This is a genomic window from Rhodococcus sp. (in: high G+C Gram-positive bacteria) (assembly GCF_049286785.1).
Lineage (GTDB): Bacteria > Actinomycetota > Actinomycetes > Mycobacteriales > Mycobacteriaceae > Rhodococcus_F.
Map to the genome: position 1 here is coordinate 1 of NZ_JBAQEO010000629.1, position 5888 is coordinate 5888.

Sequence of the window (5888 nt, forward strand, 5' to 3'; positions counted from 1 at the left end):
CGTTCGCCCCGAGAACACCGGCACGCAACCAGTTGAGGCGGCTTGCCAGTCCGGAGCCGTGTGGTTCAGTGGCGGGGTGGGACGGTTTGGCTCGTTCGGCGCGATTTGCTGGCATGCGTTCAGGCTAAATGGAAACGGGGTGGCCTGGTAGCGAGGCAAGGCTGCACTGAGGCTGTGCAGCAGCTCCCACCACCCCAACCAAGCACTTGCTAGGTTTATCACGCCCTACCCGCCCAACACCCCTCGAGGACCGCCATGGAATCGACCGCCGAAAGCCGCCCGCCCCTGCTGTCCGCCCTCGTCACCGGGGGCACAGGTGGCATCGGCTCCGCGATCGCCCGCCGGCTCGCCGCACTCGGACACGACGTAGCCATCACCTACCGGTCCAACGTCGACGCCGCGGCCGATCTCGTGCGTGAACTCGAGGTACTCGGTGTCGCTGCAACGGCATTCCGCGCGGATCTCACCGACGAATCACGCGTCGCCGACATTGTGGCGCAGACCGTCGACGACTTCGGTGGGCTCACCGTCCTCGTACACGCAGCGGGACCGCAGATTCCGATGATCCACCTCTCCCGAATCGCGCCGAAAGACTACGCACACCACCTCGATCAGGAAGCTGTTGCATTCTTCACCGTCGTCAAGGCAGCCCTGCCCGCGCTGCGCGAAACGTCGGGGTCCGTCGTCGCCGTGACGACCGCGGCGACCACTCGCTTCGCGGTACGTGACGGGTTGTCGACCGGCACCAAAGGCGCCGTCGAGCAACTGGTCAAGGGATTCGCGGTGGAAGAGGGGCGCTACGGCGTCCGCTTCAATTCGGTGGGCCCGGGGATGCTGACCGACGGGATGGCCGAACGCCTGATCGAGTCCGCCGAACTCGATCAGCAGGCGCTCGACGTCGCCATGAGCCGAATACCCCTGCGGCGGTTCGGTACAGCGGGCGACGTCGCCGAGGCCGTCTGCTTCCTCGCGAGCGACCGGGCGGGATTCGTCACCGGCCAGAAGCTCGAGGTCGACGGCGGTTACACCGCATGAAGCGCCGAACATGTGTAATGGACGAATATGACTGACGACGACCACTCCCATCGCCATCCGATGCCGCGCAGGCGTCGAGTCGAATGGATCCTCGGAACCGTGCTCGTCGCGGTGCTGGTGGTCGAGGTCGTTCTCATCTGGCCGGACCTCGCCGAGAGCGTCCAGAATCTCGGCGACCTCAGGTGGGGATGGGTTGTGGCGGCCATCCTGGCGTCACTGGCCGCAATATCGTGTTTCGCGCGGATACAAAGGTCTCTGCTGGGAGCAGCGGGTGTACACGTGCGTCAGCGGCAGTCACTCTCCGTCGCGCTGGCAGCAAACTCGATGAGCGTGACCCTCCCCGGCGGACCGGTGGTTGCCGCCACCTTCACCTATCGCCAAACACGAAGCTGGGGAGCAAGTCCCGTGGTTGCCACCTGGCAACTGGTGATGGCGGGTGTACTCCAGGCAAGTGCACTCGCTGTCATCGGCGTGGTCGGCGCCCTCCTGGTCGGAGCCAGCACCAATCCGTTCTCCCTGATCTTCACCCTCGGCGGCCTTTTCGCGTTCATAGTGGTGGCCCAGTACGCCGCGGCTCGGCCCGACGCCCTCGAGGGAGTGGGCATCACCGCCCTGCGGGCAGTGAACTCGGTGCGGAAGAAGCCGTGGTGGTTCGGCGTGCGCCGGTGGAAGCGCGTCGTCGCACAGATGAGCGCTGTTCGCATGGACCGCCGCGACACGGCTCGCGCGTTCGGGTGGTCACTGGCCAACTGGATCGCGGACGCCTTGTGTCTGGCCTTCGCGTGCTACGCGATCGGTGGGCAGCCCAGCCTTGCCGGGCTCGCCGTGGCGTATGCCACCGCCAATGCCGTCCGTTCCGCGATTCCGCTACTACCCGCCGGACTCGGGGTCATGGACGCCGTCCTGGTCCCCGCTCTGACCGCCAGCGGCATGACGGGTGCACAAGCGTTGTCTGCGATCCTCGTCTACCGACTTGTGAGCTTCATCCTGATCGCCGCGATCGGATGGGTCGTCTTCGCACTGCGCTACCGCAACAACCATCAGGGCGAAGAAGGGCCCGATCTCCAGCCGATATGGGACCGATCGAAGTGACCGCGCACGATCAGCCGCCCAGTCTCCGGAACACCAGACGCACAGCCAAACCCAGATGCGTCATGACCTGGTCCACGGACATCCGGCCCGCAACCCATGACACCAGGGCCGACATCCACACGTCCCCGATCACGCGGACGGCATTGAGTTGCTCCTCGGAGATCTGCTCGACACCGATGGTCTTGGCGAACATCTCGGTCATCAATTCACCGAAGGCATCGAGTTCGGCCGACGCCGACGCGTCCGCGAACATGAACGCTCGAACCAGCGCCTCATACCTCGGCCGGTCCTTCTCGAGAACCTCGGTGTTCTTACGCAGAACGAACAGGATTCGCTCGGACGGCACCTCACCCGGAATCGTGACGTTCTCGAATCGGGCCCGCATGCCTCCCATGACCATGAGAAGCCCCATCACGAGGATGTGGTTCTTCGACGGGAAGTATCGATACACCGTTCCCAGCGCGACACCGGCCCGATCCGCGATGGTCCGCATCTGCACGGCCTCGTACCCACCCTCGGACGCAAGTTCCATCGCCGCCTCAACGATCCTCTGGTAACGCTCCCTCTGTGGCGCCTTGGCGACCCGGGAAGGTAACTGACCGTCGCGAAGCAACGACAGGAGACCGTCACGGCTCCCGGCCTGCGCCTCTTCAGCACTGCTCATGGCCGTCAGCCTAGCGACCGACCCCCTACCGGACTCACGCCTACCGCTGGGATCGAGTGATCCGAATGTCCGGAGCGCCGGCAATTTCCTTGAACACCTGCACGAGGCGCTGGGGTCTGGACGGTGAGATGTGCTCGGACACGTCTGCCGCGCGAGGGCCCGGAGAACGGAAAACCCCCACTCGCACCGAGCGGGGGTTCACCGACATCTTTGGTGGCCAGGGCCGGGATCGAACCGGCGACCTTCCGCTTTTCAGGCGGACGCTCGTACCAACTGAGCTACCTGGCCGGACGGCACCCGAACCGAATGCCTATCGCATTGTGTTGCGACCCTGACGGGACTCGAACCCGCGACCTCCGCCGTGACAGGGCGGCGCGCTAACCAACTGCGCCACAGGGCCTTGCTTATCCTGCTGCCCTACCGAAGCAGGGCGGTACTGCATGTCACTGTAAAAAATGTCACCCGTAAAACTTCTTGCCACTTTCTTGCTGCCGAACCATACCGCATGCTCGACACCGGTCAAACGTACCCCCTACGGGATTCGAACCCGCGCTACCGCCTTGAAAGGGCGGCGTCCTAGGCCGCTAGACGAAGGGGGCCCGTCGGATCTCTCCGAACCAGTACCTCAACGGCGTTCCGTTGGGAGCTTGGATAGCTTAGGACACGGATCGAGAGTTTCCCAAATCACCTGGTCAGGCTATGATTCGGGCAGTTCTGAACCGGTTGCAGGCCAACCTTCGCGGGCGAACGTGTCCAGCCAGTCCTGCGACGCCATGGCAGCAAGCACCACTTCGAGTGATTCCTCGAATCGCTCAGCCAAGCTTCCGCCCGTGGCCGTCATGTCGTCCAGGTACCGCTGACCTGCGAGCGAGGCCGCGAGGACGCGGCTGAACTTCTCGGGATCGGCGCCCTCGCGCAACAGGCCCTCCCGCTGGGCCCGTGTCGCGAGCTCGTAGGCGGTGCGCCCCCACCTCTGTGCACTGCCCGATTGAACGTCCGCGTAGAACTCGGGTTCGACGATCAACCTGAACTCCGCCCGCACGATGACACTGGAGTGGAACAACGTGGCCAGATCGAGCACCAGACCGTGCAGCGCTTCGAACGGCCCGATGTCCGTCCGGTGCAGCCACTGTTCACTCAGGGCAGTGAATTGCACGATTCCAGCCTGAAGAACCGCGCGAGCCAATTCTTCCTTGGACTGGAAGTGGAAATACATCGCCCCTTTGGTGGCATTCGAGCCTTCGAGGATCGTGTTCACCGACGCGGCCGCGTAGCCGCGTTTCGCAAATTCGATCGCAGCCGACTCAACCAGCGCCGCACGAGTACGTCGCGCCCGCTCCTGTTGACGTGCCATGGCGGTGGGTACCTCTCGAAGTATTCGAACCCGCTTCGCCGCCCTGCCGGAACGACTGAAGCCATACCTAACAGTATCCCCGTTTTGAAACAAGCAACACAAGCACGATCAGGATGCTGAAAATTGGGTTGTTTGCCAACCTCGAGGGTCGCGAAGCGATCAGAAGCAGACCACATCCGAAACACACCGAGTGGTACTATTTATCCGACTCGGGTGCGCTGCAGGGGGTGCGCACCCGAGTCGAACCATCTGGCCGATGATCCGGCGTGCCGTTCCGGGGGTCCTGTTTCCCACCCCCAACTCAGGCGCACTAGACTCTGGCTCCGCGCCCCTATAGCTCAGTTGGTAGAGCTACGGACTTTTAATCCGCAGGTCGTAGGTTCGAGCCCTACTGGGGGCACCACGAGACCCCACCATGCATCGCCGTGCCTGGTGGGGTCTTTCTTGTGCAGGTTCCCCGACTACGACGCCGTGGACGGACCCGGAGCAGGGTCTGCCTTGCCCGATTCCGCAGGCCCGCGCATTCTGGCGAGGTCCTCGCCGCGCTTGCGATAGGTGTAGGACAAACCGACGACTGCGACGAACACCAGCACCGCGATGATGGCTCCAGCCAGCGAGGCACCACGGAACCCGGGCGCTTCGACATCCATGATTCGCTCGCCGGCGTGCGCGGCACTGTTGGTTCCGAGCACCACACCGAGCGTGAGCAGGTTGGGAACCATCACCACGATGCCCGCGATCAGCAGGCCGATCTGAAGTGGCTTGAATCGTCGGCGGCGGAAGAGTCTCCAGGCCCAGCGGAACAGGAGAAGGGGAACGAGTGTGCAGAGCGCGCCGAAGAGCAGTCCCCACAGGATTCCCGCGCTGAAGCTCTGGTCTGCCAGTCCCCCCACCGACTGCGCCCACTTGCGAGGAAGGTAGGCGGCAAGAACGAAGTATGCGATCACCAGCAGCGCGACGGCGACGGCAATGGCGATGGCCTTCTTGGCCCACACCGGCAACCCGGATCGCGCGGGAGTGGGTGCAGCCGTGGTGTTGTCGGTCGTCATGACGCGTCTCCCCGGATCGACGATTCTTCGGCCAGGACCATCCTGGCGAGCTTTTTCGGAGCAACGAGCATGTACGACGTCCGGATCCATTCCCTTATCTGCTCCCACGACACGTTCTCACTGTGCGTGAGATCGAACGCGACCCACCCGTGGCATCCGAGCCCGTATCCGGCCGGCACGGCCCCGGGCTCCGTCGCGATCACCGCCGCGGCCTCATCCCTGGTCAGCTTCACCGTCAGACGGGCGGCCTCGCTGTCACTGAAGACGAAGTTCTTACCCTGCACGCGGAAGGTGGGGTGCCCGTCCCATGCGTCGATGTCCACTCGCAAGGTTTCGGGCAACTCGGCGACGATCTGCTCCAGACGGCTCATGTTGTTGTTGCCCATGTGACGATTGTTGGCTGCGTCGCGGCGAACCGCAACAGGCGCCCTTCGCGCTGCGGCGATCCGACGACGACAGCCCGCGGGACTACTTCCCAGGTCAGGACATGTTCGACAGAACCGTTACACTGGATGTAACAGTCGGCCCGGTTACGGCGACACACATTGGAGATCCAATTACGGATCGGTAACGTTCTGCGGTTTCCACCCCGTCGCCGACGTTCAGCAACTTACCTACGGTGCCGTAGGCTCAACTACATCCGCATCAGTTATATGGAGGCAATGCACATGGCGAGGGATCTGACCCAACTCGA

At 63.7% G+C, this 5888-nt stretch carries 6 protein-coding genes, 4 tRNA genes and 1 pseudogene; 3 read left to right on the top strand and 8 right to left on the bottom strand.

All coding sequences use genetic code 11. The features are described 5' to 3' along the window. Window positions 1–115, bottom strand: a pseudogene (locus tag WAW17_RS22830) (VIT family protein); the annotation flags it as partial. A 140-nt stretch (window positions 116–255) separates the two neighbouring features. On the opposite strand from WAW17_RS22830, the gene WAW17_RS22835 reads away from it, so the two are divergent. Together WAW17_RS22835 and WAW17_RS22840 are read left to right on the top strand one after the other, a co-directional pair. Then, window positions 256–1035, top strand: coding sequence for an SDR family NAD(P)-dependent oxidoreductase (locus WAW17_RS22835; protein ID WP_422335189.1), 780 nt, complete (start codon window positions 256–258; stop codon window positions 1033–1035). A 27-nt stretch (window positions 1036–1062) separates the two neighbouring features. Then, on the top strand, window positions 1063–2127 hold the full coding sequence (locus WAW17_RS22840) for a lysylphosphatidylglycerol synthase transmembrane domain-containing protein (RefSeq protein ID WP_422335190.1): 1065 nt from the start codon (window positions 1063–1065) through the stop codon (window positions 2125–2127). 10 nt (window positions 2128–2137) lie between these two features. Here WAW17_RS22840 and WAW17_RS22845 read toward each other — a convergent pair whose 3' ends face one another. From WAW17_RS22845 to WAW17_RS22865, 5 genes are all read right to left on the bottom strand, one after another. Then, on the bottom strand, window positions 2138–2791 hold the full coding sequence (locus WAW17_RS22845) for a TetR family transcriptional regulator (protein ID WP_422335191.1): 654 nt from the start codon (window positions 2789–2791) through the stop codon (window positions 2138–2140). Between the two features lie 211 nt (window positions 2792–3002). Further along, window positions 3003–3079, bottom strand: a tRNA-Phe gene (locus WAW17_RS22850). Between the two features lie 38 nt (window positions 3080–3117). Then, window positions 3118–3191 (bottom strand) — tRNA-Asp (locus WAW17_RS22855). Between the two features lie 126 nt (window positions 3192–3317). After that, window positions 3318–3390 (bottom strand) — tRNA-Glu (locus WAW17_RS22860). 98 nt (window positions 3391–3488) lie between these two features. Further along, window positions 3489–4145 (bottom strand): TetR family transcriptional regulator, encoded by a 657-nt coding sequence (locus WAW17_RS22865; RefSeq protein ID WP_422335192.1) that lies wholly within the window; start codon window positions 4143–4145, stop codon window positions 3489–3491. A 327-nt stretch (window positions 4146–4472) separates the two neighbouring features. Between WAW17_RS22865 and WAW17_RS22870 the strand changes: the two genes are divergently transcribed. Continuing rightward, a tRNA-Lys gene (locus tag WAW17_RS22870) sits at window positions 4473–4548 on the top strand. A gap of 58 nt (window positions 4549–4606) precedes the next feature. Here the strand turns inward: WAW17_RS22870 and WAW17_RS22875 are convergent. After that, window positions 4607–5194, bottom strand: coding sequence for a hypothetical protein (locus tag WAW17_RS22875; protein ID WP_422335193.1), 588 nt, complete (start codon window positions 5192–5194; stop codon window positions 4607–4609). Continuing rightward, the gene (locus WAW17_RS22880; protein WP_422335194.1) at window positions 5191–5580 is read right to left on the bottom strand and encodes an MmcQ/YjbR family DNA-binding protein; all 390 of its coding nucleotides are present in this window, start codon (window positions 5578–5580) and stop codon (window positions 5191–5193) included. Before WAW17_RS22880 ends, WAW17_RS22875 begins: the two co-directional genes overlap by 4 nt. Window positions 5581–5888: the final 308 nt, after the last annotated feature.

Coding starts and splice junctions, on each gene's coding strand:
- WAW17_RS22835 (WP_422335189.1), top strand. CDS start 256: ATGGAATCGACCGCCGAAAGCCGCCCGCCCCTGCTGTCCGCCCTCGTC.
- WAW17_RS22840 (WP_422335190.1), top strand. CDS start 1,063: ATGACTGACGACGACCACTCCCATCGCCATCCGATGCCGCGCAGGCGT.
- WAW17_RS22845 (WP_422335191.1), bottom strand. CDS start 2,791: ATGAGCAGTGCTGAAGAGGCGCAGGCCGGGAGCCGTGACGGTCTCCTG.
- WAW17_RS22865 (WP_422335192.1), bottom strand. CDS start 4,145: ATGGCACGTCAACAGGAGCGGGCGCGACGTACTCGTGCGGCGCTGGTT.
- WAW17_RS22875 (WP_422335193.1), bottom strand. CDS start 5,194: ATGACGACCGACAACACCACGGCTGCACCCACTCCCGCGCGATCCGGG.
- WAW17_RS22880 (WP_422335194.1), bottom strand. CDS start 5,580: ATGGGCAACAACAACATGAGCCGTCTGGAGCAGATCGTCGCCGAGTTG.